We start from the raw sequence: 23,526 nt of genomic DNA, 5'->3' as shown, positions 1-23,526 counted from the left end.
CCCTCTACGCCCGGTCGGGCCGTGCCCGGTCCCGGACCGGCCCTGTCGCTGAACTGTGCCTGTCCGATGGTTACCCCGCTTTGAGGACTTCCTCGTACAACTGGACGGTCCGCCGGGCCACCGCGTCCCAGCCGAACTCCCGCACCGCGCGCACCCGTCCGGCCTCGCCCATGCGCCGGGCGGTGTCCGGGTCGGCGATCAGCGCGTCCAGGGCGCGGGCCAGCCCCGCCTCGAAGTCGTCGTCGACCGGCACGAGAACGCCGGTCGACCCGTCGTCGACGACCTCGGGAATGCCGCCGACCCGTGAGGCGACCACCGCGGTGCCGCAGGCCATCGCCTCCAGGTTGACGATGCCCAGCGGTTCGTAGACCGACGGGCAGACGAACACGGCCGCGTGCGTGAGGAGTTGGATGACGTCGGGGCGCGGCAGCATCTGCGGGATCCAGTGCACGCCCTCCCGCGCGGCGCTCAGCTCCCGGAAGAGCTCGCGGAACTCACGGTCGATCTCCGGGGTGTCGGGGGCGCCCGCGCACAGCACCACCTGCGCGGCAGGGTCGATGTCCCGTACGGCGCGCATCAGTTGGGGCACGCCCTTCTGCCGGGTGATGCGGCCGACGAACAGGACGTAGGGGCGGCCGGCGTCGACGCCGATGCGGTCCAGGACGTCCGTGCCGTAATCGGGCCGGTAGAGCGCGGTGTCGATGCCGTTGTGCACGACGCGGACCTTGGCCGGGTCCAGGGCCGGATAGCAGGTCAGGATGTCCTCGCGCATCGCGCCGGAGACGGCGATCACGGCGTCCGCGGCCTCGATGGCGGTGCGCTCGGCCCAGCTGGACAGGGCGTATCCGCCGCCGAGCTGCTCGGCCTTCCAGGGGCGCAGGGGTTCCAGCGAGTGGGCGGTCACCACGTGCGGGATGCCGTGCTGGAGCTTGCCGAGGTGGCCCGCGAGGTTGGCGTACCAGGTGTGCGAGTGGACGAGTTCGCGACCTTCGAGCGCGGCGGCGATGGAGAGGTCCACGGAGAACGTGCGCAGGGCGTCGTTGGCGCCGTCGAGCGAGGACCAGGGCCGGTGGCGGACGACCCCGCCCGCGCCTCCCTCGCCCCAGCAGTGCACGTCGAGTTCCGTGAGGCTGCGCAACTCCCGTGCGAGGAACTCGACATGGACGCCCGCGCCGCCGTACACGTCGGGCGGGTACTCCCGGGTCAGCAGTCCCACGCGCACACAGAACCCCCCATCTGGCGACTGGTGCCCTCATGGTCACCCAGTCGGGGCGGTTGGGGAAGACCGCCGGTCGGGGCTGTGGCGAACGACGGGCGCGCTCAGGGACCGGCGGGCTTCCTGCGCGGCGGGCGGTCGAAACAGCAGTCGCCGCACAGCCCGCCGCCGGGCAGCCGGTAGTAGAGGCAACAGCTGCGACGCCGGAGCGTCCCCGGGACGAGGGTGGCGGCGAGGCGGGGATCCGTGAGGAGCCGGGCGGCGAGGGACCGGGCCCGCTCGCCGACGTCACTGCGCCCGTGCGCCACGGCCCAGCGGTCTAGCTGGCGTGCCGCGCCGGCCAGCGCCGAGCCCGCGTTGCCCCACAGGAGACCTGGTGAGACGTGGTAGCGGGACTGCAGGACGGCTGCCAGCGGGGCGAGGTGGGCGTCCAGGACGAGACGGCCGACGGCGGTGTCGGGCAGGGGCCGCACCTCGGCCAGCCACAGGTCCTCCGGGGCGCTGCCGTCCGGGTCCCAGTGCAGCAGCCCCGGGTCGAGATCGGGTACCTGTCCGTACAGGGCCGCCGCACCGAGCGCGACGGACCACAGCCGGGCGGCCAGGGCCTGCTGGGCCACGGAGACCGCGACGCGCACCTCGGGCGCCCGGAGACTCTGCGTGATCTTGCGTACGCGGAAAGTTACCGGATCCCCGTAAACATCTTCCCGGGCATCTTCTGAGGTCGCCGTGTAGGCCTCCCGGAGGGTGGGGAGCGGGCCGCGCGGCGGTACGCCGGTGCGTAGTACGGAGAAGCCGCCGAGCGCGCCGAGCGCCGTGAGCCGGGGGTCGAGGTCCACGAAGAGCAGTAGTACCAAGCCCCCTAGGGGTGACCACCAGCGGGTCAGGGCCTCGTGTCGCCCACCTTGGGGAGGAGTGAGGGCGATTCGTACTCCATCGGCAGTAGGACCCAATGACTGCTCAGGGACGACGACGAGAACTAAATCACGGGGCATCGTTGTTCCCATGCAAGCCGACCGTTCGTCGCGCCGGGCCGAGCGCCCACGCCGTACGCAGAGGAGGGACCCATGAGCGCCCTCGCTTTGTCCGTGCTGCTCTCGTTCGTTTCCGCCGTCGCGTACGCAGGCGGTGCGATCGTGCAGGAGCAGGTCGCCCTGACCTCTCCGGGTCAGACCTACGCACCACTGCGCAGGCCGAGCTGGTGGGCCGCGGTGGCACTCAACGGCCTCGGCGGGCTGCTGCACGTGGCGGCACTCGCCTATGGACCGCTGAGCCTCGTACAGCCGCTGGGCGCGCTGACCATCGTCTTCGCGCTGCCGATGGCGGCCCTCTTCGTGGGCCGCAGGGCCGGGGCGACCGCGTGGCGCGGCGCCATCATGGCCACGGTGGGTCTCGCGGGCCTGCTGTCCCTCGTAGGCTCCTCCGACGCGCAGTCCCTGGGCGGTGCCGAGCGCGTGGCACTGGCCCTGGTCTCCGCCGGCGCGGTCGCCGCGCTGATGGTGGCGGGACGGGCCGCGCACCGGCACCCCGCGGTGCGCAGTGTGCTGCTCGCCGTGGCGGCGGGCGTCGCGTTCAGCATGTCCTCGGTGTTCACCAAGACGGTCGCCGTGGACTGGTCGCAGCAGGTCTCGCTCTCCGACCTGTCCAGCCTCGCCGTGATCGGCGTCTTCGCGACGGCCGGCATGCTGCTGTCGCAGGCGTCCTACCGCGGCGGCGGTCTGGCGGCGCCGCTGTCGACCCTGACGGTGGTGAACCCCGTGGTGGCGGCGGCCGTCGGCATCACGATGTTCGGCGAAACCTTCCGCTACGGCACGACCGGCACCGCCCTCGCACTGGGCTGTGGCGTCGTCGCCGCGGGCGGGCTGATCCTCCTCACGACCGAGCGGATCGGCGGCAGCCGTCCGGAGAGCGCGCCCGTTCCGGCGCAGCTCACGCAGGAAGCGACCCCGCGGGGTCTCGGCGGCGAACCCCTTGAGGTTTCCGTCGTCGCCGAAGCGGTGCTCCCGGCCGACCTGGCCCTGCCGGACCAGGTGCCTCTAGGGCTGGACGCCGACCTGGCGGTCGTCGCGGCCGCGGAGGCGGACTCGAGTCTCGCCGCCCTCACGGCGGGCGAGGCGGACGTCGAGGAGCTCCTGGCGGGGCTTCCGGAGCCGTCCGTCGTCGAGGACGTCCTCCTGCCGGCCCCGCGGCGGACGCCGGCGACCGCGGCGGCACAGGGCGCGTCGCAGGACTCCGCGGTCGACGAACTGCCCCGCTACACGGCCATGTACGGCGGGCCCTACCTGCCGATCCCGTTCGTGAACCACCACCGCACGAGGGTCAAATCCTGACCCCGCCCGCCCTCAGGTAGGCAACCGGGTCGATGTCGGACCCGAAGCCGGGCCCCGTCCGCACTTCGAAGTGCAGATGCGGGCCCGTGCTGTTGCCCGTGGACCCGGAGCGGCCGATCCGCTGGCCGCCGACGACGTTCTGCCCCGCCTTCACGGAGATCGCCGACAGGTGGCCGTACTGCGTGTAGCGGCCGTCGGCGTGCCGTATCACCACCTGGTAGCCGTAGGAGCCGCCCCAGCCCGAGCTGACGACGTGGCCCGCCGCGACCGCCTTCACGGACGTGCCAGTGGGCACGGGGAAGTCCACGCCCGTGTGGTAGCCCTTCGACCACGACGACCCGGCGGCGCGGTAGGGCGTCCCGGTCGCCGCGTTCACGGGGGCGACGACGGACGGAGTCTTCCTGGCCTTCTCCTGCTTGGCCTTCTCCTGCTTGGCCTTCTCCTGCTTGGCCTTCTCCTGCTTGGCCTTCTCCTGCTTGGCCTTCTCCTGCCTGGTCTTCTCCTGCTCGGCCCGCTCTTCCTCGGTCTTCTGCGCCTTCGTCCTGTCGGTCGTGGACCGGTGTGCGGGGGCGGGCGCCTGCTCCTTGCGGACGGGTGTGCGGCGAGCGCCGTGCAGGTCGAGGCGCTGACCGGGCAGGATCAGGTCGGGGTCGGCACCCACCGTCCCGCGGTTCGCGGCGTACAGGCCCTGCCAGCCGCCCCGGACGTGCCGTGAGTCGGCGATGCCGGACAGCGTGTCGCCCTGGACGACGGTGTACATCTCGGCGGTGCCCGCCTGCGACTGGGGCGTCGTCTGCGGCTTCACGTCCCGTACGGTGCGCTGCGCCGTCCGCGGCGCGGTACCGGCGGGGTGGATGTCGGGGGTGCCGCCGCCCCGGGTCAGCCCGGCGCGGACCGAGCACACCGGCCAGGCGCCGGGCCCCTGGCCTCTGAGCACCTTCTCGGCGACGGCGATCTGCTGGTCCTTGGTGGCCCGGTCGGCACGGTGCGCGTAGGCCGTGCCGCCGTACGCCTCCCAGGTCGACTGGGTGAACTGCAGACCGCCGTAGTAGCCGTTGCCCGTGTTGATGCTCCAATTGCCGCTGGACTCGCACGCGGCGACCTTGTTCCAGGTGCCGACGTCGGCCGCGTGGGCGGAGCCGGCCCCGACGAGCGGGAGTGCGATGCCCGCGCCACCCGCCGTGACGGTCAGCGACGCCCGGTTGATCCTGTTCGGCTGATACCGGCGGTGCCGACCGCGTTCGGCCATGAGCGAGCCCCCTCGACATGCGTCAGGAGCGGCAAAAGTAAGCGTGCGGAACAGGCCAGGACAAGACGGCAACCGGTCGCTCCGAAACGGCGGTTGAGCGGTGCAACGCAGGGGGCGGGCGCGTCGTCCCGGCACCGGGCGCGGGGGCGGGCGGAGCCGGTCCGGGCCGTACTTCGTGCAGTGGGCCACCGACCCGACGCAGTAGAGAGGGCGAGTCGGCCCGTTCCACGCCGCCCTCCCGCGGCGTCGCGGCGGGCCGGCCGGCCCGCGCGGAACGCCCGCGCGGGGCCCGTTCGACGGCACGGACGTCCGCTCGGCGGCGCGGCGCAAAACGTTCGACGGCCGTCGATGCGCCGATTCCCGAGGCAGCGACCGGTCCGGAGGCCGTCGACGGGCCGGCCGCGCCCCGGCCACGGCCTCCGGTCGCACGGACGGGTCCGTGCGACCTCCGCGGGCGGCGCACGACGCGGCCCGGCGTTCCCGTGCGCACCCACCCACCACACGTCAGGATGGCAGGGGGCAATACTGGCCGAGCAGGACCGGCAACACTGACGAGCACGACTGGCAACACCGATTCCAGGATCCTTAGGAGCCAACCGTATGAGCACTTCAGCCCAGATCGGCGTCACGGGTCTCGCGGTCATGGGGCGCAATCTCGCCCGCAACTTCGCGCGCAACGGCTACACGGTCGCCGTGCACAACCGCACCGTGGCGCGGACGAACGCGCTGGTCGAGGAGTTCGGCCACGAGGGCGAGTTCGTGGCGGCCGAGACCGCGAAGGACTTCGTGGCCGCGCTGGAACGGCCGCGACGCCTGGTGATCATGGTGAAGGCGGGCGATCCGACCGACGCGGTGATCGAGGAGTTCGCCCCACTCCTGGAGCCGGGCGACATGATCATCGACGGTGGCAACGCGCACTTCGCCGACACCCGGCGACGCGAGCGCGCCCTGCGCGAGCAGGGCATCCATTTCGTGGGCACGGGCGTCTCCGGCGGCGAGGAGGGCGCGCTGCACGGGCCGAGCATCATGCCGGGCGGTTCGAAGGAGTCGTACGCGTCGCTCGGACCGATGCTGGAGAAGATCTCCGCGAAGGCGAAGGACGGGGCGCCCTGTGTGACGCACGTCGGCCCCGACGGCGCCGGACACTTCGTGAAGATGGTCCACAACGGCATCGAGTACGCGGACATGCAGCTGATCGGCGAGGCGTACCAGCTGCTGCGCGACGTCGCCGGGTACTCCCCCGCGCAGATCGCCGAAATCTTCCGCACCTGGAACACCGGCCGGCTCGACTCCTACCTGATCGAGATCACCGCCGAGGTGCTGTCGCACGTGGACGCGGCGACGGGCCAGCCGTTCGTCGACGTCGTCCAGGACCGGGCGGAGCAGAAGGGCACGGGCCGTTGGACCGTGCAGATCGCCCTGGACCTCGGCGTGCCGGTGTCCGGCATCGCGGAGGCGGTCTTCGCGCGCTCCCTGTCCGGGCACGCCGACCTGCGCGCCGCCTCGCGCGGGCTCGCCGGTCCGAAGGCCGAGCAGCTCGACGAGGCGGAGGCCGCGGCCTTCGCCGACCGCGTGGAGCAGGCGCTGTACGCGTCGAAGATCGTCTCCTACACGCAGGGCTTCCACGAGATCCAGGCGGGCAGCGACGAGTACGACTGGAACATCGACCTGGGCGCCGTCTCGTCCATCTGGCGCGGCGGCTGCATCATCCGGGCGGCCTTCCTGGACCGGATCCGGGCCGCCTACGACGCCCGGCCCGACCTGCCCAGCCTGCTGTCGGACGAGACCTTCGCCCAGGAGATCGCCGCGGCCCAGGACGACTGGCGCGAGGTGCTCGTCGCGGCCACCCGCCAGGGCGTGCCCACGCCGGGCTTCTCCGCCGCCCTCGCCTACTACGACGCGCTGCGCGCCGAGCGGCTGCCCGCCGCCCTCACGCAGGGGCAGCGGGACTTCTTCGGGGCGCACACCTACCGGCGGACCGACCGGGAGGGTTCGTTCCACACGCTGTGGGGCGGGGACCGGTCGGAGGTCGAGGCGTAGCACGCGGGCATCGTCGCGGCAGCGCACGCCGGTGTGCCGCCGTCCGACGCCGGTGCAGGTGCACGCCGGTGCAGGTGCTGACGTCGGTGCCGGTGCAGGTGCCGGTGCTGACGCCGGTGCCGGTGCCGGTGCTCCAGGGTGCGCCGAGGGGCGCCGACCCGTCACGGAAGCCGTCACGTGCCTCGTCCCGGGGCCGGGGCGGCTTCTCCGCGTCCGGGGCCGGGGACGACCGAGGGGTTGACGTGGGCCACGGGGGCGGGGGCATCCGGTCCGATTGATCCGGCCGGGCCGGTCGGGCCGGATGCGCCGGATGTGCCGTACGCATCGGCCGAGTCGGCCGCCTCGGCCGAGTGGGCCGCCTCGGCCGAGTCGGTCGCCTCAGGCGAGTTGATCGCCTCACCCGCCCTCGCCGACTCATGCGGCTCGATCGCCTCAGGCGCCCCTGCCGGCTCGGGCGTGCCCGTCGGCTCGGGCGTGCGCGTCGGCCCGGGCGTACCCGTCGGCCCGGGCGTACCCGTCGGCCCGGGCGTACTCGTCGGCCCGGGCGTGCGCGTCGGCCCGGGCGTACCCGTCGGCCCGGGCGTACCCGTCGGCCCGGGCGTGCGCGTGGGCCCTGGCGAACCGGCCCGCTCGGGCGGCGCTGTCGGCTCCGGTCCCGTGGTCGGCTCCGGTGGGTTGGATGCGACCAGTTCAGCCAGGAGCCGGTTGCGGAGCGGCATCAGCCGGCTGTCGCCGGTGTAGCCGCGATGGCCCTCGATCGGCGGGAACACCGGCGCCTCCCGCGTACGCCGGTACGCGCCCGGCCCCCCGTCCGCGCCCTCCGCGTCGTCGGCCCAGCGGACGTCCACGTCCTCGATGCCGACGGGTCCGCCCAGCGGGTCGGTGTCGCGCCAGACGTTGATCCATCCGGCCAGCCCGGGGCGCTCACCGCGCGGGCCGAGCGCGTCGATCGACTCGACGCAGACGAAGGCGGGGTAGTTGCGGGAGAAGAACATGCCGACGGGACAGCCCGTGGTGATCAGCGCGATCCGCGCGCGCAACGCCGCGTCCAGCTGCCACACGGCCGCCATCACCAGGACGGTGCCCATGGAGTTGGCCCGGACGAGGACCCGGCCGCGCTCGTCCTTCAGCAGCACGTGCAGCCGGTGGACGAGTTCGGGGACGGCCCTGACCGTCCAGGACGGCGGCGCGAAGGGGTGCGCGGCGCGCGGCCAGAACGCCCCGAACGCCCAGGCGAGACCGGCGTTCTGACGCATGTCGGAGCGGATGGCCAGCGTCCGGAACGCCAGCAGCATCAGCGCGGCCAGCCCGGCGAGCAGGGGGATGCTCAGCGAGCCCAGCGCCCCGGCCGCGAGGTCGCGCGCGTCCCGCAGCCCCGGCCGGATCCCCAGCGGGAAGTAGAACGCTCCGGTGACGGCCACGACGAGGACCGCGGCGGTGCCCATCATCCAGTCCGCCTCGCGCAGCAGATAGGTGTGCTTACGCCGGGCGGCCCTGAGTTCGTGCAGGTGCCGCCGGTCGTCGCGTTCCTCCCGGGAGTCCGCCCGGTACGCGCGGACGAACCGCTTCACCAGGCCCGGCCCCGGCCGTCCGCCGGGCCCCGGAGCGGCGGGCCCGGCGACGTGGACGAACCAGACGAGGGCGAACACGACCGCGCCGCACACCGCACTGAGCACCAGCACGGGGGCGAGGACCATGCCCATGACGTCCACCGGCTGGGGCACGTCGGTACGCCTGCCGGGCCGTGCGAGCCAGGACCCCGTCCACTGGGAGGAGGCCGTCGTGTAGAGCCAGGCCACGAAGCAGGCCAGGACCGCCATGGCCGGTCCCCCGAGGCCGAGCAGCGCCATGCCGCGCCGTGTCCCGGCCACCGGCAGCACGACGGAGGCGAGGGTCAGCAGGCAGACGCCGAACGCCTGGACGAGCAGCAGCACCGTCGACTGCACCTGCATCCCGGGCAGCACCCGGTCCACGGTCCAACGCCGGTCGGGGACCAGGCAGTAGAGCACCGCGGCCACGTTGACGCAGGCGCAGAGGACGCCCGCGACGATCGGATAGTGCGTGGGCCACAACGGGAAGTACCGCCCACCGCCCCGGCGTTCGCCGATCTTCCCCCGGACGAGCGGGATCCGCTCCAGGAGCCGCGACCGGAGCGAGGACGGAGGCAGCGGCACGCAGGTCTTGCGGTGCACCCAGGGGACGGAGATCAGCAGGACCAGGGTCATGAACAGGATGACCGCGAACAGGGCGCGGCCGAGGCCCTCGGGGCCGTTCCCGCGGAGGTCCTGGTGCAGCGGGGTCCAGGTGAGCAGTCCCGCGGTGGTGAGGAGTCCGGCCCACACGTGCTGGGCGGCCATGCCGGGGTCGCGGCGGTTGTGCTCCCAGAATCCGGGCAGCTCCAGCGGGTGGCCGTCCTCGCCCTTCCCGGCCCGCTGCAGCCGGGCCCGCTCGGCCTCCTCCTCCGACACGGTCTCCAGTACCGGCAGATACTCCTGCTTGGTGTCGCGGGCCGCGAGCAGCAGGACGAACACGACGAGAGCGGGGGCCAGGGCGGCCACCACGAATCCCCACTGGGGTCCCGCGGTGTCCCAGGAGCGAAGGATGCGGACGGCCGGATTGTCGGCGGCGCACACGTCCTGGCCGGCCTGCGGGCTGCACTGCCAGGCGAACTGGTCCATCGCCAGCTGGCCGACCGTGCCCACCACCAGCACCGTGAGCGAGAGCGCCAGCAGCCGGGCGCCGAACTCGTAGACCCCGCCCGCCAGTTTGCGCCAGCGCTTGTCCTTGCCGCAGGGCCAGCGCGGCTGCATCCACGCCACGAGGTTGATGAGCAGGAAGGGCATCAGGAACAGCCACAGCGCGCGGGACGCGCCCCCGATGGTGAGCCGCGTCCAGTCGTAGACCTCGCGCACGACCTTGTGGGGTGCCTTGTTCAGGTCGACCACGGTCCGGTACAGGCCGGCCTTCTCGTCGCCGCTGACCCTCCCGACGGTCGCCGGAGGCCGGATCAGCCGCTCCCGGTCGACGGGTCCGAGTCCGGGCACCAGCAGCTCCACGACCTCCACCCGCGCCGGACGCCCCCGGGCCCCGCCTTCATGCCCGGCTTCCGCTCCACCGGCACCTTCATGCCCGGCTGCCGCTCCACCGGCGCCGGTGCCTCCATGCCCGGCTTCCGCGCGGGTGCCCTCCAGCCCCGTGACTCCGGCGCCGCTGGCCTTCACGCGGGCCGCTCCGGCCTCCGTCGCACCGGTGCCGTCGGCGTCCGTGACCTCGGCGCCCCCGGCCTCCGCACCGCCCGCGCCCGTGCGCGCCACGTCCCCCATCGCGGACCCCCGTCCCCGTACCACACGCCCCTCGGGGACACGTCGTACGCGCCCCTGGAGACCACGTTGACAGGGACCGGGCGGTCACGCAATGGAGTTGTGGGATGAGAAATACTCACCCTCTGTTAGGCAAGCCTCGGCTTCCGCCCCCGCTGCGGGGCGTCGGCCCGTGCCCGGGGCCGGACTCGGTTCAGGAGATCGGCCCGGGCTGCGGATCCGGTTCCGGTACCGGGTCGGGGCCCGGCGGTTTCGGGATCGGGGACGGGGTCGGCACGGGCTCGGGTCCGGGGTGCGGACCCGGGTCGGGGACGGGGTCGGGGAAGGGCTGCGGGCGGTCGGGGCCCGGCCCCGGGGTGGGTCCCGGCTTCACCGGGTCGGGGAACGGATGCGTCATGGTGTCCTCCAGCCAGTCGGTACGTCGGCCCTGGACTTGTCCCACGCGTACCCTGCACCGGCGCACCCACTCACCCCGTCGCGTGAGGGATGGGCAACCAGGTGGGTCTGGTCGGCGCCCGCTCAGCCGACACTCCGCGGGGCGCGCACGGCGCCCGCTCAGCCGACACTCCGCACGGCGCGCACGGCGCCCGCTCAGCCGACACTCCGCGCGGCCCGCACGGCGCCCGCCCCCGCGGCGAGACCCGGCCGCGGACTCGACAGCACGGGGACCGAGGTGCCGGTCAGCCGCTGGGCCGGGGCCATGGAGGCCTGGGCGAGGACGATCGCGTCGGCCCCGGTGACCGCGTCGGCGGCCCGGGCCACGGCGCCGGCGTAGCCGTCCGTGTCACCTGCCTCGAAGAGGGCCCACGCGTCCCCGGCGAGCACGGTGCGCACGTCCACGGGACGCCCGGCGCGGCGCGCCTCCTCCTCGACGAGGGCGACGGTCGGCGAGAAGGTGCTCTCCACCGTGGCGAGGACGACGATCCGGGCGCCCGCGGCGACCGCGGCGGCGGCCATCGGACGGTCGACGCGGAGCACCGGCAGCTCGGCGCCCGCGTCCTCCGCGACCGCGCCGATCGTCGAGCAGGTGCAGAGCACGGCCCGCGCACCGTCGGCGAGGGCCGCGTCGAGTGCGGCCCGCACCGCCGCGGCCACCGAGTCGGGCCCCTCGGCCCGGGCACGGGCCAGCAGTTCCTCGGACACCGTGTGCCGCAGCTCCAGCCCGGGGTGGTCCTGGTCGCGCAGCGCCTCGAACACGGGGATGTGCGCGGGCGAGGTGTGCAGCAGCGCGAGCGGCCCGGGCCACTCCGGCCCCGTAGCGAGCGGTCCGGGCCCTGCGCCGAGCGGTCCGGGCCGCGTCATCAGAACCGTCCCGGATGCGCCTTGAGCCACTGGACCGCCGACTTGAGCAGCTCCGGGTCGGCCGCCGGTGCCTCCTCGGGGTGCCGGGCCGCCCACTTCACGACGTACGGGCACAGCGGAGCGACGACCACGCCCTCACGTCCGGCGATCGTGTACAGCTCCCGGGCGAGCGAGCCCGCGATGCCCTTGCCCTCGTGCTCCGGCTCCACGATGGTGTGCACCGGGACGAGCGCCCGTGCGGGAGTCTCGAGGACGAAGTACTCGATGTGGCCGACCACTTCCTCCCCGGCGAACGCCTCCAGCCGGCCGGCCTCCCGGTCGTCGCGGATCTCGATGTCACTCATGGACGCTCCTCGGGTCGTCGCGGCCTCGGTCGCTCTGTCCTGCTGCCCTCGGCCGGGTTCAGGCGGAGACAGCCTGCGGGCTGCGCTCCTGGTCCGAGCCCGGCACCGGCGCCGACGGATCGGTGCCGAGGTCCACGATGCGGTTGTCGCCGTCCACGTGCACGACCCTCGGCCGCAGCGCCCGCGCCTCGGCGTCGGAGACCTGAGCGTAACTGATGATGATCACCAGATCGCCCGGGTGGACGAGGTGGGCGGCCGCTCCGTTGATGCCGACGACTCCGGAGCCGCGCTCCCCCTCGATGACGTACGTCTCGAGCCGGGCGCCGTTGGTGATGTCCACGATGTGGACGAGCTCGCCGGGGAGCAGATCGGCGGCGTCGAGCAGGTCGGCGTCGATGGTGACCGATCCGACGTAGTGCAGGTCGGCCTGGGTGACGGTGGCGCGGTGAATCTTGGACTTGAACATGGTGCGCAGCATTCAGAACTCCCGACATTCGCTCCCTGCCCGCTTTCTGCAGGTCAAGGGCTGTTCTTTGAGGCTACAACAGCGTGCTGCCCAGCTGAGGTTCGGCTGCGGGCCGGGCGTCGTCCCGACCGCCGGCCGGCCTAGTCGACACCGCGTCGGTCGCGGACCGTCACCTCACCCGCACACGCAACCGGACCAGGGTATGGACACCCCCGCCACAGCCGCACCGAGATCTGCGTCACGGACGCGGGGTCCGCGTCGGGCCCCGTCCGGGTTCACCCGGCGAACTCCCGTATCACCGTGTTCCGGAAGACGGCCGGCCCGCCGATGGTGAACAGCGCCAGCCGGTCGTCGATCAGGTACGGGAACACCTCCGACGAATGCACATGGCGCCCGTCGTCGACGAACATCTCCACGGACGTGCGGTCGACGAGGATCCGCAGCCGCACGGTGCGCGCCGACGGGTCGAAGGGGCTGTGGCTCTCCTGCCACCTGCCGGAGGCGTCGGGGTTCACCGTGGAGCGGCGGTTGAGGAAGGCGAAGTCGGTGTAGATCCCGGCGTCGACATGCCGTCCGCCGTCGGGGGAACGGCGCACCTGCACGCCCGCGCCGGTGAGCCGGTCCCAGGTGATCTCGCAGGACAGCTCGTAGGAGGTGCCCCGGTAGGTGAGGACCTTCGTGCCGTCGACCGCCACGTCGCCGAGGTCCACCGTGCGCGAGACCTGGGAGGCCAGCGCGGGGACGGGTCGTGAGGCGAGGTGGTAGGTGCCGCCGGTGTCCTTGCGCAGGGTGATCTCGCGGACGATCGAGTCGGTGCCGTTGAAGCCGTCGCAGTCGATGGTGGGGGTGGTGTTCGCGTAGTCCCAGTTGTTGAGCCAGCCGATGGCGTGCCGCGTCGTCTCGTCGAGCGTGCCGTGCGCGTCCCGCTTCTCGAAAGTGACGGCGCCGTACCAGTCCCAGCCGTGGTCCAGCCACTGGGGATCGCCCGCGTCGGCGGTGAACGTCGTGCCGTCGAACGAACCGGTCCAGTACGCGTAGGTGTTGGGAAGTCCCGAGCCCTTGCCGTTGGCGCTCGCGCCCAGCACCCATTTCCGGGTGCCGTCCTGGGCGGTGATGCGGAACAGGTCGGGGCACTCCAGCACGCCGAGACCGTCCTCGACGAAGCGGCCGGCGTATGTCCACGCCTTGAGGTCGTCGGAGTGGTAGAAGCCGATCCTGTCGTTCTCGGCGAGGGCCATCACCCACCGGCCGCGCTCCGCGTCCCGGATCACCTTGGGGTCGCGGAAGTCGCGCACGCCGGGGTTGGGCAGCACCGGGTCGGTGCCGTGCGGGGTGAAACTGCGGCCGCCGTCGGTGGAGTAGTACAGGTACTGCGCCTGGTCGGTGGGGCCGTCGTGCGGCGACATCGTCACGAGGACGACGACCGCGCCCGCTCCGAAGCCCGCCGTGCCCTCCGTGTCGACGACCGCGGAGCCCGACCAGACGTCGCCGTTGGGCGTGGTGTCCTTCGGTACGGCGATGCCGCGGTCCTTGAAGGAGACCAGGTCGGAACTGGTCGCCCGGCGCCACGCGGTGCCCACGGCGCCGGCGGTGTAGTCGGCGTTGTAGAGGTAGTAGTAGTGGTATTCGCCGTCGATCCAGACCGGCCGCTGGGGGTCGTTCTTCCACTGGTCGGGAACCGTGAAGTGGTAGCGGGCACGGTAGCTCGTACAGGCCGCGGCCCCGGGCTTCGCGGTCGCCGGGGTGGCGGGCAGCAGGGCGGTCGCCGCCCCCACGGCCGATCCGGCGAACAGGCCTCTCCTGGAGATTCCACGCATCACACATCGTCCTTTTCTGCGTGACGGCACGACGAAGGCACGTCACGGCGGTTCGTGAACGGTCGGTGCAAGTGGTCCGTGGCTCCAGGACTGTAGACCTAACTCGTTAAAGGTCAAGTGCCGCCGAGACTCTTGACAGGCGCGTGACGCGCTTTTCATCATCTGGGCATCACTTTCGGCTAACACGAGTTAGGCCCATTCGATGACCGACTCGCACCTCACCCGCCGGGCCCTGTTGCGGTACGGCGCCTACGGCGCGGGGGCCGCCGCCCTGACAGGCACCGCAGCCTGCTGGGACCGGCTCACCGGAGCTGACATCCCCGGCCGCGACGACGGCTCCCTCGTCGTCGCCACCCTCGGGTCCGCCTTCGACCCGGCCGCCGTGCGCGCGCTGCGGGAGGGCTTCCGGAGCGTCCACCCCGACATCGGTCTGCGCGTCAACGCGGTGCAGGCCGTGGACTGGTCGGACTTCTTCGCGAAGATCCTCACCCAGATCGCCGCCGGCACCGCCCCCGACCTGGTCTATGTCGCCACCGAGGGCGTCCAGCTGTTCGCGAGGCAGCTCGGCGTGCCGCTGGACCGCTGGGTCCGCAGGGACGCGGCCGAACTGCGCGAGTACTTCGCCGACGTCCATCCCGCACTGGTCGAGTCGATGATGTACGAGGGGAGCCTCCACCAGCTGCCGGTCGAGTTCAACGCGGCCGACATCTACCTCAACAAGCAGGTCCTCGCCCGTGCTGGCACCGGTCTGCCGCCCGCCGACTGGACCCGCGACGACTTCACCGCGCTGCTGCGGCGGATGAAGAAGTCCAGCGACTCGCACTTCACCCCGTACTTCTGGACCAACCGCCTGTGGGGCGGCGTCGTGCCCTGGCTGTTCGCCAACGGCACCAACCTGCTCGCCGAGTCCAAGGCGCCCGGCGGCGACTGGCTCTGGGACGCCTTCTACCCGGCCGCCGAACGCCGGGGCCGCGGCGGCGGATTCCGCTGGACCACCCCGCAGGCCACCGACGACCGCGTGGCGGAGGCGTACGACTACCTCGCCTCCCTCATCAGGGACGACCTGTGCACCCGCCCCGAGGGCGGCAACGGCAGCAACCTCGTCGGCGTGTTCTCCACCGGCCGGGTCGGCGTCACGCCCGCCGGCGGCTTCTGGGCGGGCGGACTGCATCTGGCCGGCATGAAGCCGGCCGACTACGACGTCCAGTACTTCCCTCGATGGCGCACCCGGCGCATGCAGTTCGGCGCCGCCGGCTACGCCATGCTGCGCACCTCGACGAAGCAGGACGAGGCCTGGGAGTTCATCAAGTACGCGGCCCGCAAGGACACCCTGACCCGGCTGTTCAGGGCCAACCAGACGACCCCGGCACGCAGGTCGATGCTGACCGCGGAGCGCTACCGGGAGTCCGGCCCCGCGCACTGGCAGGTCTTCTACGACACCCTCGACCGGTTCCCCGACACCGGGCCGATCCCCGCGCCGCCCCAGGTCGCCGAGGTCGAGCAGGTGCTGCTCAAGCACACGGGGACCGCGCTCGCCTCGTCCGGTGCGGTGCGTCCCGCGCTGCGCCGGATGCAGGACGACCTGGAGACGGCCATGGAGCGTGACGCATGACGAACACCCGCATACCCGCCGTACGGCCGGCGTCCGCCGCTGCCCGCACCGCCGTCGCCCCGGCACGGCGCGGTGGCCGCGAGCGGGGCACGCGGCTGCTGGCGTCCTTGTTCCTGGCGCCGACGGTCGTCGGGATCGTGGTCTTCACGGTCGTCCCGATCGCCGGTTCGGTCGTCCTGAGCCTCTTCCACTGGAACGTGATCGACGATCCGCGCTGGGCCGGTCTCGCCAACTACCGTGAGACGTTCGGCGACTCGACCGTCCTGGTCTCCTTCCGCAACACCCTCGTCTTCATGGTGCTGGCGGTCGCGCTGCAACTGCTGATCGCCCTGGCCCTGGCGCTGGCCGTGAACGGGCGGATGCCGGTGTGGCTGCGCTCGGTGTTCCGCTCGGCGTTCTTCTTCCCGCTGGTGCTGTCCGCCGCGTCCGTCTCGGTGGTGATGAAGTACCTCTTCAACCAGGACTTCGGCGTGGTCAACTGGCTGCTAGGCCTGGTCGGCGTCGCCCCCGTGCCCTGGCTGACGTCGGAGCACGGGGCGATGGCCACGGTCGTCCTGGTCTATGTGTGGCAGCAGTTCGGCTTCTCCTTCCTGCTGTTCGTCGGGGGTCTGAACAACATCCCCAAGGAGGTCCACGAGGCCGCCTCGCTCGACGGCGCGACCGGTCTGCGCAAGCACCTGCACGTCACGCTCCCGCTGCTGTCGCCGACCCTGCTGGTGGCGTGCGTGGTCGGCGTCATCAACGCGCTCCAGGTCTTCGAGCAGTCGTACGTCCTCACCGACGGCGGTCCGGGCGACTCCACGCGCACGGTCGTGATGGTGATCTACGAGACCGCGTTCGAGCAGCTCCGCTTCGGCACGGCGTCCGCGGTGGGCGTGCTGCTGTTCGTGCTGATCATGGCGGTCACCGCCCTCCAGTTCCGGCTCAGCCGGCGTTTCGTCCACTACCAGTGAGCCGGGTGAGCCTTCCATGAGCCGAGCGACCCTGACCTCCAGCCGCGTGCGGTACTCCCTGGCGCCCTGGGCGCGCGCCGCCGTGCTGGCCGTGTGCGCGCTGCTGACCCTCGGGCCGGTCGTCTGGACCGTCTCCACGTCCCTGCGCACTCCGGCCGAGTCCTTCGACCTGCCGCCGACGATCGTTCCGGCGCACCCCACGACCGAGGCGTACCGGGGGGTGTTCGACCAGATCGACGTGTGGCTGCTCGCCCTCAACTCCACGCTCGTGACCGCGCTGATCGCGGTGGGGCAGATGATCACCGCGGGGCTGGCCGGATACGCCTTCGCGCGCCTCGAATTCCGTTTCAAGAAGCCGCTGTTCGGCCTCGTCCTGGCGACCATGATGGTGCCGCTCCAGGTCACGATCGTGCCGGTGTTCCTGGTCCTGAAGTCGATGGGCCTGACGGACACGCTGCTCGGGCTGATCGTCCCGGCCTTCCCGACCGCTTTCGGGACCTTCCTGATGCGCCAGTACTTCCTGGGCATGCCCAGGGACCTGGGGGAGGCGGCCATGCTCGACGGCGCGGGTCCGTGGCGGATCTTCCGGTCCGTGTACGCGCCGCTGGCCGCGCCCGGTCTCGCGATCGTCGGCGTGCTGGCCTTCAACTACCACTGGAACGAGTTCTTCCGGCCGCTGATCCTGGAGACCTCCGGCCAGAACTACACGCTGCCCCTGGGGCTGGTCTCCCTCCAGGGCAATCTCGGCACCGGTTCCGTCTCGGTGGTCCTCGCCGGAGTCGTCCTGTCCATGCTTCCCGCCGTCGCCGTGTTCGTCGTCGGCCAGCGTCCTCTCCGTGAGGGCATCACCTCCGCAGGAGTCAACCGTTGAGCCCCGCCGCTCCGTCCCGTGACCCGCACGCCCCGCGCTTCCGGGTCCGTCCGCCCGCGAACTGGATCAACGACCCGAACGGGCCTTTCCGTTGGCGCGGTCGCTACCACCTCTTCTACCAGCACAACCCGGACGCCCCGGTGCACGCGAACGTGCACTGGGGCCACGCCTCCACCCCCGATCTCGCGCACTGGGAGCACCATCCGGTCGCGCTCGCGCCGACACCCGGCGGCCCGGACGAGGCGGGCTGCTGGTCGGGCTGCGTGGTCGACGACGACGGCGTTCCCACCGCCGTCTACACGGGAATCGACCACGCGCACACCGGACTCGGCGCCGTCTGTCTGGCCCGCGCCGCCGACCCCGACGACGACCGGCTGGTCGCGTGGCGGCCGCTGCCCGCGCCCGTGGTGCCCGGACCGCCCGCGGGACTGGACGTGGTGATGTTCCGCGACCCGTTCGTCTTCCGGTACGGCGGGCGGCGCTGGGCGCTGGTCGGGGCGGGCCACGCGGACGGCACCCCCTCGGTGCTGCTCTACGACTGTGACGACCTGACGGCGTGGCGGTTCGCCGGGGTCCTCCTGGACGGCAACGACCCCGTGGCCGCAGGCCTGTTCGGCGACGGTGCGGTCGGCTGGGAGTGCCCCCAGCTGTTCGCCGCCCGCGGCGGGGAGTGGGTGCTCGTCGTCTCGCTGTGGGACGGGGATCCGTGCGCCAGCGGCTATCTGACGGGTCGTCTGAAGGAGGACGGCGAGGGTGGTCTGCACCTGGTGACGCGTTCGGGCGGCAGGTTCGACCAGGGGCGCGACTTCTACGCGCCGGCCGTGCTCCAGGACGCGGGGCGGGTCCTGGTGTGGGGGTGGTCGTGGGAGGCACGCGGGCGGACCGACACCGAGCGGAGCGGCTGGGCCGGTGTCCTGACGGCGCCCCGGGTCGTGGACCTGCACCCCGACGGCTCCCTGCGGGTCGCCCCGGCGCCGGAACTCGAACTGCTGTGCGCGGACGAGCCGTTCGTCACCGGTACCGGAGGGCCGAGCCCGCTTCCCGAGGCGTACGACCTGAGCGTGTCGGCCGGTTCACGGGCCACGGTCTCGCTGCTGCGATCCGTCGCCGGAGCGGAACTGACGGTCCGTCTGGACCCGGACGAGGGCACGGTGGTCCTGGACCGCGGCGGCTGGCCGCGCCCCGGGAGCACGGCGCCCCTCGTGCTGGCGGCGCCGCATCCGCGGACCACCGTACGGATCCTCGTGGACGGCTCCCTGGTCGAGCTCTTCGTCGACGACCGTGCCGTGGCCACCGAACGGGTCTACCGGCGCGACGACGACACCGCCGAGCTCACCGTGACCGGGGCGGACGCCGACGTCACGGGGTGGGCGCTGGTCCCACCGACGCGCGGCTGATCAGCGGGCAGGCGAGCCGCCGTACGGTCGCCGGGGGCGTGCGTCCGGAGTCGATCGCGTCGAGGAGCAGCCGGGCCGCGGCCTCACCCATCGCCCGGTGCGGCAGCCCCACCGTGGTCAGAGGCGGGGTGAGGAAGGCCGACATGTGCTCCTGGTCGTCGTAGCCGATCACCGACAGCTCGTCGGGGACGGCGATCCCGAGCCGGGTCGCGGCGTGCAGGACGCCCGCCGCGACCCGGTCGTTGTAGCAGAAGATTCCGGTCGGCCGCCGGTCCCGGCCGGCGCCTTCGAGCAGTCGCAGAGCGCCCTCGTAGCCGCCGGAGATCTCCCCGCCGGTCCGTACCACCCACTCCTTGGGGACGGTGATCCCCTCGGCCCGCAGGGCGTCCCGGAAGCCGCGCAGCCGTTCGGTCGACGCGATGTCGTCGAGGCCGCCCACCAGGCCGACCCGGCGGTGCCCCTGGTCGAGGAGGAGCCGGGCCGCCGTGCGGCCACCGGCCCGCTCGGCGGGGACGACGGCGGGCAGGGAGTCGTCGTCCGGCAGGCAGTTGGCGAGGACCGAGTGGGTGCGGTGCAGGCCCTCGGGGACCCGGACCCGGCGCAGCGACATGGCGGCGTAGATGATGCCGTCCACGCGGCGGTCGAGGAGTTCGGCGACCGCCGCCTCCTCCTTGGCGGGGTCCCCGCCGGAGTCCACGGTCAGGACCAGGTTCTCGCTGCCCCAGGCGGTCTCCATGGCACCGCGCAGGAGCCGGCCCGCGAAGGGCGAGGAGGCGATCTCGTCGGTGACCAGGCCGAGCACCGAGGTACGGCGGCGGCGCAGGCCGCGTGCGACGGGGTCGGGGCGATAGCCGAGCTGTGTGGCGGCCTGCCGGATGCGTTCCTGGGTGGCGGGCGAGAGGTTGCCCTCGGCCCGGCCGTTGAACACGAAGGACACGGCGGTGTGCGACACGCCGGCCAGTCGCGCGACGTCCTTCGAGGTCGGTCGCGCGGGTCCCGTCGTGGTTCGCTCCTCGGCGCCGCCCATGCCGTCCGCCGCTCCTCCCCCGCCCAGCGTGTCGATCACTGCTCACCCTATCCGTGACGCCGGGCGCGGGACATGGGGACGGTGGGGTCGCGCCCCCGGCGACGGGGCGCGACCCCACACGGCCCGGCCGGTGCCGCGGCGGCCACCGGCTCACCCGCCGCGGCACCCGTGCCGGGGGCGGGCCGCCGCGGCGGTCACGGCCACTGTCCGCCGCCGGGACCGCGGGGCCGGCCGCTGCACCAGCAGGCCACAGTCCCGCCCGTCGCGGCACCGGTGCCGCGAGCCCACCCGTCGCGGCGGCCACGGCCACGGCCGTCCTTGTGCCTGAGCCACGGGCCGGCCGCCGTGGCGGTTACGCCACAGCCTCGCCCGCAGCCTCGATGTCCTGTACGTCCGCGTCCCGCGGTGCCTCGTTCACCGCGTGCTGGTCGAACTGCGTCCGGTACAGCTCCGCGTACCGGCCGCCGGCCTCCAGCAGTTCGTCGTGCGTGCCGCGTTCCACGATCCGTCCCGCCTCGACGACGAGGATGACGTCGGCGGCCCGCACGGTCGAGAGCCGGTGGGCGATCACCACGGCGGTGCGCCCTTCCAGCGCCTCGGCGAGCGCCTCCTGGACGGCTGCCTCCGAGGTGTTGTCGAGATGGGCGGTGGCCTCGTCGAGGATGACGACGCGCTGACGGGCCAGCAGCAGGCGGGCGATGGTCATGCGCTGGCGCTCGCCCCCGGAGAGCCGGTAGCCGCGTTCGCCGACCACCGTGTCCAGGCCGTCGGGCAGGGAACGGACGAGTGCGTCGAGGCGGGCACGGCGCAGCACGTCCCACAGTTCGTCCTCGCTCGCGGACGGGCGGGCCAGCAGCAGGTTCTCGCGGACCGAGTCGTGGAACAGGTGCCCGTCCTGGGTGACCATGCCGAGGGTCTCGCGCATCGTCACGGCGCTCAGGTCGCGGACGTCGACGCCGCCGACCCGGACGGCGCCGTCGTCGGTGTCGTAGAGGCGCGGCAGCAGCTGCGCGATGGTCGACTTGCCCGCGCCGGAGGAGCCGACGAGCGCGACGGTCTGCCCGGGTTCGGCGCGGAACGAGATGCCGTGCAGGACTTCGGCGCCGCCCCGGGTGTCCAGCGCGGCGACCTCTTCGAGGGAGGCGAGGGAGACCTTGTCGGCCGACGGGTAGGTGAAGCGGACGCCGTCGAACTCCACGGACGCGGGTCCCTCGGGCAGGGTGCGGGCGTCCGGTTTCTCCTCGATGAGCGGCTTCAGGTCGAGGACCTCGAAGACGCGCTCGAAGCTGACCAGGGCGCTCATGACCTCGACGCGTGCTCCGGCGAGCGAGGTGAGCGGCGCGTACAGGCGGGTCAGCAGCAGCGCCAGCGAGACGACGGCGCCCGGTTCCAGGGAGCCGCGCAGCGCGAACCAGCCGCCGAGTCCGTAGACGAGGGCGAGGGCCAGCGCGGAGACGAGCGTCAGGGCGGTGATGAACGTGGACTGCGCCATCGCCGTGCGGACGCCGATGTCCCGTACGCGCCGGGCGCGTGCCGCGAACTCGGTGGACTCCTCCTCGGGCCGCCCGAAGAGCTTGACGAGCGTCGCGCCGGGTGCGGAGAAGCGCTCGGTCATCCGGGTGCCCATGGCGGCGTTGAGGTCGGCCGCCTCGCGCTGGAGCCTGGCCATGCGGCCGCCCATCCGCCGTGCGGGCGCCACGAACACCGGCAGCAGCACGAGCGCGAGCAGGGTGATCTGCCACGACAGGGTGAGCATGACGACGAGGGTGAGCAGCAGCGTCACGAGGTTGCCGACCACTCCGGACAGGGTGTTGCTGAAGGCGCGCTGGGCGCCGATGACGTCGTTGTTGAGACGACTGACGAGCGCGCCCGTACGAGTGCGTGTGAAGAACGCGACCGGCATGCGCTGCACATGATCGAACACAGCCGTCCGCAGATCGAGGATGAGTCCCTCGCCGAGCGTCGACGAGAGCCAGCGGCCGAGCAGCCCGAGCGCCGCCTCGGCGACGGCGATGACCGCGATGAGCACGGCAAGGCGGATGACGGTGTCCTCGTCGCCGCCGGACACGATGGCGTCCACGACGTGCCCCGCGAGCACCGGCGTCGCGACGGCGAGCAGCGCGGTCACCACGCTGAGGCCCACGAACTGTCCGATGCGGCGGCGGTGCGGGCGGGCGAAGGCGCCGATGCGGCGCAGCGTCGCGCGGGCGAAGGGCCGGCGCTCCTGCTGCGCGGTCATGACGCTGTGCAGCTGTGTCCAGGCTGTGGTCTCCATGCTCATGGGAGAGACGGTAGGACCTCAAGCAATGTTGAGGTCAATGACCGGGCGAAGAATCCGCCACGTTGTGCGAAAAGCATCCCGCCTTGTACGAAGAAGTCCGCGGACTTCGCGGGGAAGTCCGGTGCCGGGTCCGCACGCGTCGCACGCGCGTCCGTCAGCACGAAGGAGCCCATGAGCCCTCAGCACCGGGAAGCGGCCCCTCCCGCACCTTGCCCGGCGTGTCAGCCGCCGTCTCCGCTCCCGCAACCCCACGTTGGTGCGGTGTGGAAAACCTCTCCCGATGTGACTGCGGTACGACTCCCCCAGGGACTCCCCCGACGCTTCCCCCTGCGGCCTGCCGTCCGGCCGGCCCTGTGTCTGCTCCCGCTCGCCCTGGTCCTGGTGGTCGGGGTACGCCATCGGTCGGTGCTCGCCGAGGGCTTCGGCCATCTGGAGTCCGCCGAGTGGCCCTGGCTCCTCGCCGCGGCCGTGGCGACCTGCCTGACCTGGGTCGCGGCGGCCGTCACCCGCCAGGGAGCGGTCGTGGAGCGGCTGCCCGCACGGCGGCTGCTCGCGACCCAGTTCGCGGCGGGCGCGGCCAACCACCTGCTGCCGACGGGCCTGGGCGCCAGCGCGGTCAATCTGCGGTTCATGACGGTGTGCGGCGTGCCCCTCGCCCGCTCGTCGGCCGCGCTCGCGCTGTACATGCTGGCGGAGTCCATCGCCCGGATCGGTCTGCTCGTGGGACTGCTGATCGCGTTCCCGGGCGCGCTGCGGCTCGGCAGCCTGCTGCCCGAGGGGGCGCTCGGCCCGCTGCTGCTGTGCGTCGGCGTGGCGGCGTGCGCGGCGGTGGCGGTCCTCGTCCTCGTACGGCGGCTGCGCACGGCCGTCCTCTCCTTCGTGCGCACCGCGCTCGCCGAGGCCCGTTCGGTGCACTCGCGGCCCGCCCGGGCGCTCGCCCTGTGGGGCGGATCGCTGGCCTTCCCGCTGCTCCAGGCGGCCGGGCTGGCGGCCGTGGGGCAGGCACTGGGGCTGCCGGTCCCGCCCGCGCACATGGCGGTCGCCTATCTGGCCGCGACGGCCGCGGTCGCACTGGTCCCGACGCCGGGCGGGATCGGTTCGGTGGAGGCCGCGCTGGTCGTCGCCCTCGTCGCGGCGGGCGGCCCGGCCGCCGTGGCGACGGCGGTGGTCCTGGCGTACCGGATCATCACGGTGTGGCTGCCGCTGCTGCCCGGGGCGCTGACGCTGGGCGCGCTGGTCCGCTGGAAGGTGATCTGAGCCGCCGGCGCGGGTAACCTCGGCCCGCACCGAACGCATCGTTCGAA

General features: G+C 72.9%; 18 protein-coding genes. 7 read left to right on the top strand and 11 right to left on the bottom strand.

The features are described 5' to 3' along the window. Positions 1-70: 70 nt before the first annotated feature. On the bottom strand, positions 71-1,222 hold the full coding sequence (gene glgA / locus ACSYGO_RS38450; protein WP_460389478.1) for a glycogen synthase: 1,152 nt from the start codon (positions 1,220-1,222) through the stop codon (positions 71-73). 98 nt (positions 1,223-1,320) lie between these two features. Next, positions 1,321-2,070 carry a (2Fe-2S)-binding protein gene (locus tag ACSYGO_RS38445; protein ID WP_460389477.1) on the bottom strand — a complete coding sequence of 250 codons (750 nt, stop codon included), beginning with the start codon at positions 2,068-2,070 and terminating at the stop codon, positions 1,321-1,323. A 210-nt stretch (positions 2,071-2,280) separates the two neighbouring features. On the opposite strand from ACSYGO_RS38445, the gene ACSYGO_RS38440 reads away from it, so the two are divergent. Next, positions 2,281-3,543 carry a DMT family transporter gene (locus tag ACSYGO_RS38440; RefSeq protein WP_460389476.1) on the top strand — a complete coding sequence of 421 codons (1,263 nt, stop codon included), beginning with the start codon at positions 2,281-2,283 and terminating at the stop codon, positions 3,541-3,543. Here ACSYGO_RS38440 and ACSYGO_RS38435 read toward each other — a convergent pair. Then, positions 3,533-4,792, bottom strand: coding sequence for a transglycosylase family protein (locus ACSYGO_RS38435; protein ID WP_460389475.1), 1,260 nt, complete (start codon positions 4,790-4,792; stop codon positions 3,533-3,535). The genes ACSYGO_RS38440 and ACSYGO_RS38435 overlap by 11 nt on opposite strands. Positions 4,793-5,392: 600 nt before the next feature. Here ACSYGO_RS38435 and gndA point away from each other — a divergent pair. Beyond that, the gene (gene gndA / locus ACSYGO_RS38430) at positions 5,393-6,832 is read left to right on the top strand and encodes an NADP-dependent phosphogluconate dehydrogenase (protein WP_460389474.1); all 1,440 of its coding nucleotides are present in this window, start codon (positions 5,393-5,395) and stop codon (positions 6,830-6,832) included. A 173-nt stretch (positions 6,833-7,005) separates the two neighbouring features. On the opposite strand, the gene ACSYGO_RS38425 is transcribed toward gndA, so the two are convergent. The 6 genes from ACSYGO_RS38425 to ACSYGO_RS38400 all read right to left on the bottom strand — a co-directional run bounded on the left by ACSYGO_RS38425 (position 7,006) and on the right by ACSYGO_RS38400 (position 14,081). Then, the gene (locus ACSYGO_RS38425) at positions 7,006-10,155 is read right to left on the bottom strand and encodes a hypothetical protein (protein ID WP_460389473.1); all 3,150 of its coding nucleotides are present in this window, start codon (positions 10,153-10,155) and stop codon (positions 7,006-7,008) included. A gap of 190 nt (positions 10,156-10,345) precedes the next feature. After that, positions 10,346-10,549 carry a hypothetical protein gene (locus ACSYGO_RS38420; protein WP_460389472.1) on the bottom strand — a complete coding sequence of 68 codons (204 nt, stop codon included), beginning with the start codon at positions 10,547-10,549 and terminating at the stop codon, positions 10,346-10,348. Between the two features lie 194 nt (positions 10,550-10,743). Further along, positions 10,744-11,454, bottom strand: coding sequence for an aspartate/glutamate racemase family protein (locus tag ACSYGO_RS38415; RefSeq protein WP_426676807.1), 711 nt, complete (start codon positions 11,452-11,454; stop codon positions 10,744-10,746). Beyond that, positions 11,454-11,798 carry a GNAT family N-acetyltransferase gene (locus tag ACSYGO_RS38410; protein WP_095937973.1) on the bottom strand — a complete coding sequence of 115 codons (345 nt, stop codon included), beginning with the start codon at positions 11,796-11,798 and terminating at the stop codon, positions 11,454-11,456. Before ACSYGO_RS38410 ends, ACSYGO_RS38415 begins: the two co-directional genes overlap by 1 nt. Before the next feature lie 58 nt (positions 11,799-11,856). After that, a complete protein-coding gene (gene panD / locus ACSYGO_RS38405) occupies positions 11,857-12,276 on the bottom strand; it encodes an aspartate 1-decarboxylase (protein WP_028798813.1) in 420 nt (139 codons plus the stop codon). A gap of 263 nt (positions 12,277-12,539) precedes the next feature. Beyond that, positions 12,540-14,081, bottom strand: coding sequence for a glycoside hydrolase family 32 protein (locus ACSYGO_RS38400; protein ID WP_460389471.1), 1,542 nt, complete (start codon positions 14,079-14,081; stop codon positions 12,540-12,542). Between the two features lie 202 nt (positions 14,082-14,283). Between ACSYGO_RS38400 and ACSYGO_RS38395 the strand changes: the two genes are divergently transcribed. The 4 genes from ACSYGO_RS38395 to ACSYGO_RS38380 are packed head-to-tail and all read left to right on the top strand — an operon-like array spanning position 14,284 to position 18,914. After that, positions 14,284-15,693 (top strand): extracellular solute-binding protein, encoded by a 1,410-nt coding sequence (locus tag ACSYGO_RS38395; RefSeq protein ID WP_426676810.1) that lies wholly within the window; start codon positions 14,284-14,286, stop codon positions 15,691-15,693. After that, positions 15,690-16,646, top strand: coding sequence for a carbohydrate ABC transporter permease (locus tag ACSYGO_RS38390; RefSeq protein ID WP_460389470.1), 957 nt, complete (start codon positions 15,690-15,692; stop codon positions 16,644-16,646). Before ACSYGO_RS38395 ends, ACSYGO_RS38390 begins: the two co-directional genes overlap by 4 nt. 16 nt (positions 16,647-16,662) lie before the next feature. Beyond that, positions 16,663-17,517, top strand: a complete 855-nt coding sequence (locus ACSYGO_RS38385; protein WP_426676812.1) for a carbohydrate ABC transporter permease — start codon at positions 16,663-16,665, stop codon at positions 17,515-17,517. Further along, on the top strand, positions 17,514-18,914 hold the full coding sequence (locus tag ACSYGO_RS38380; RefSeq protein WP_460389469.1) for a glycoside hydrolase family 32 protein: 1,401 nt from the start codon (positions 17,514-17,516) through the stop codon (positions 18,912-18,914). The genes ACSYGO_RS38385 and ACSYGO_RS38380 overlap by 4 nt, the downstream gene beginning before the upstream one ends. Here ACSYGO_RS38380 and ACSYGO_RS38375 read toward each other — a convergent pair. Both ACSYGO_RS38375 and ACSYGO_RS38370 read right to left on the bottom strand, forming a co-directional pair. Then, the gene (locus tag ACSYGO_RS38375) at positions 18,877-19,941 is read right to left on the bottom strand and encodes a LacI family DNA-binding transcriptional regulator (protein WP_426676925.1); all 1,065 of its coding nucleotides are present in this window, start codon (positions 19,939-19,941) and stop codon (positions 18,877-18,879) included. The genes ACSYGO_RS38380 and ACSYGO_RS38375 overlap by 38 nt on opposite strands. A 352-nt stretch (positions 19,942-20,293) precedes the next feature. Beyond that, positions 20,294-22,216, bottom strand: a complete 1,923-nt coding sequence (locus ACSYGO_RS38370) for an ABC transporter ATP-binding protein (protein ID WP_460389813.1) — start codon at positions 22,214-22,216, stop codon at positions 20,294-20,296. Positions 22,217-22,504: 288 nt separating this feature from the next. Between ACSYGO_RS38370 and ACSYGO_RS38365 the strand changes: the two genes are divergently transcribed. Next, positions 22,505-23,479 carry a lysylphosphatidylglycerol synthase transmembrane domain-containing protein gene (locus ACSYGO_RS38365; protein ID WP_426676814.1) on the top strand — a complete coding sequence of 325 codons (975 nt, stop codon included), beginning with the start codon at positions 22,505-22,507 and terminating at the stop codon, positions 23,477-23,479. Positions 23,480-23,526: the final 47 nt, after the last annotated feature.

The sequence above is a fragment of the Streptomyces krungchingensis genome (genome assembly GCF_054729265.1).
This window is presented reverse-complemented; position numbering and strand designations above follow the sequence as displayed.